4 protein-coding genes are annotated in these 1,751 nt (G+C 45.7%); all 4 read right to left on the bottom strand.

All coding sequences use genetic code 11. The features are described 5' to 3' along the window. A partial coding sequence (locus A3763_RS20385; RefSeq protein ID WP_068760410.1) for a DUF4040 domain-containing protein occupies window positions 1–881 on the bottom strand: 881 nt, incomplete at its 3' end. Next, complete coding sequence (mnhG, locus tag A3763_RS20380; RefSeq protein WP_068510913.1) at window positions 881–1,210, bottom strand: monovalent cation/H(+) antiporter subunit G; 330 nt, start codon at window positions 1,208–1,210, stop codon at window positions 881–883. The genes A3763_RS20385 and mnhG, both read right to left, overlap by 1 nt. Window positions 1,211–1,233: 23 nt before the next feature. Further along, window positions 1,234–1,500, bottom strand: a complete 267-nt coding sequence (locus A3763_RS20375) for a monovalent cation/H+ antiporter complex subunit F (RefSeq protein ID WP_231872273.1) — start codon at window positions 1,498–1,500, stop codon at window positions 1,234–1,236. Continuing rightward, on the bottom strand, window positions 1,497–1,751 hold a 255-nt coding region (locus A3763_RS20370; protein WP_156495214.1), incomplete at its 5' end, for a Na+/H+ antiporter subunit E. The genes A3763_RS20370 and A3763_RS20375, both read right to left, overlap by 4 nt.

The raw sequence follows: 1,751 nt of genomic DNA, 5'->3' as shown, positions 1-1,751 counted from the left end.
ATACCGTAGTGTTGGCCAGCGATTGGGTCTGCTGCGATTTTGTTGTAATCAAGGAATTGGCCGCCCTTAAGCATGCTGTACAAGCCAACGCTGGCGTAAAGCAGTACGCCAAAAGAGGCCATTAATTGCAAAAACTTTGGGCTTACTACTTCAAATGAGCTTGGTGTCCCAAAGACTAAAGCGTACAAAATGAAAGCCGCAGCAGCGATGACACCGGCCTGAAAACCGCCCCCAGGGCCGAAATCACCATGAAATTGAACATACAGTGCAAACAGTATAACCAAGGGAATAATTAGCTTGGCAACAACGTGCAGTACGTGGTGCGCTTTTAAACCAGATTCTGGCGCATCACTTTCTTCGCGGCGCCTTACGCCAAGTAATGCTAAGACACCAATTGCTGCTGAAAATACAACAACCGTTTCTCCTAAAGTATCGAAGCCACGATAGCTTGCAAGTACTGATGTCACCATGTTCGGTAATCCGACTTCTTTAGGTGACTCTTCTATATAGCGTGGAGCGACATGTTCGTGTACTGGGTTGTCAGGGTGCCCAAAGGGAGGCATGTCGAGCGTGCCGTAGATCAAGGCAGCGCCGGTTACGCAGACTACAACCAAAGGGAGGATTGAAGAGTGGGCACTTTGCTTTTCCTTTCTACCAGTTAATGCCAGTGTGCCAAGCATGAGTACTGTAGATATGCCCGCACCAACCGATGCCTCGGTGAACGCGACATCAACTGCGTCAAGGTTTACGAATATCAATGCTGACAGAAAACTATATATTCCGAAGAGCATGACGACAGCAAATAAATCTTTCAAAAATATAATGCGTAAAGCAGTGAGCGCCAACATAGCAAGCAGTACCAAGTCGATCAGTTCGGCCATTAGTGCGTTTGCTCCTGTTGTTCTTTCTTGGTTTCAGCAATTGTAAGTAAGCCGCCATGACGGGCTGACTTAGCAAGAGCATGAGAAGCGGTAGGACTGGTAAGCATCAAAAACACCAGTATGAATAAAAGTTTTGCGGTATTTAAATCGAAAGACGTCTGCAAGAGGAGACCGCCTATGATCAGAATGGCTGCAATAGAGTCCGTGACACTCGCTGCGTGAACGCGAGTGAAGAAATCCGGGAATTTAAAAAGTCCAACGGCACCACTTAAGCCGAAGAAAACGCCTGCTATTAGCAGGAGGCTACTAACAATATCTAAGACAAACATGTCCAACCATTATTATTTAAGTTTTATTCAATTGGCGCTGTGTATTCGAAAAAGCGAAGTACCGCAACCATCCCTGTAAAGTTGATTAATGCGTACACAATGGCAATGTCCAGGAAGTCTGGGCGTCCCATCATATAACCGGCGGCCGCAATAAAAAGAACAGTCTTGGTGCCAAACATGTTTACTCCTAGAATACGGTCGTAAACGGTTGGCGCATCGAATGCTCTGGCCAAAGCGATAGCCATAACAACCAAAATAGCGATACAAACAGCAGCGTATATTCCTGTCACTTGTTATTACCCCATATCCCGGCGATTTTATTTTCCATAGCACCTTGTTCGAGTTCTTCTAACGAGGACTTTTGCAGTGCGTGAACAGTCAGTTCACCATCCTCCAAATCTACGCTTAAGGTGCCAGGTGTGAGTGTTATGGAATTTGCGTATAAAACATGATTGCTCGGAGGTATTTCTTTTATATCTATTTTCGCCAAGCTTGGCGAAACCTTATTTGACGAAGTCCAGATCAGTTTTGTAACGTGGGC

It is taken from the genome of Oleiphilus sp. HI0128 (assembly GCF_001635365.1).
Note: the sequence above shows the minus strand (reverse complement) of the source record. Positions and strands in the feature narration are given on the sequence as shown.